The organism is Bradyrhizobium sp. Kon58 (genome assembly GCF_055807455.1).
The window spans coordinates 1-263 of the sequence record NZ_JBVVOT010000473.1 but is presented as its reverse complement, the minus strand read 5'-3'; the positions used below and the strand labels follow the sequence as shown (position 1 = coordinate 263).

General features: G+C 43.0%; 1 protein-coding gene. It reads left to right on the top strand.

Features of this window, described 5'->3' with window-relative positions; genetic code table 11:
* Positions 1-54 precede the first annotated feature (54 nt).
* Positions 55-263 (top strand): hypothetical protein (locus AC0L20_RS41200; RefSeq protein ID WP_473295861.1); only part of this gene is annotated, 209 nt, incomplete at its 3' end.

Below are 263 nucleotides of genomic sequence, written 5' to 3'. Positions count from 1 at the left end.
GGTCACATCACATGGAAAACTAATAAAAGTACATTTCAGTCTAAAGAGAATTTGGTGTTTCTCGGTGATCAAAGGGAGGTTGTTTCTGCGGTTAAAGTCAATGACTTGTGCTGCGCGGATGAAAATTTGATGAAGTCTGATAAATATTCGTTTTTGCATGTATTGGCGCCAGTACCGCTACGGCGCTGGGAAGCTTGTTCTACCGGCGATTTTTTTTCTAAGCCCACGGAGGTTTATTGGTATGCCACAAGAGAGCACGACTT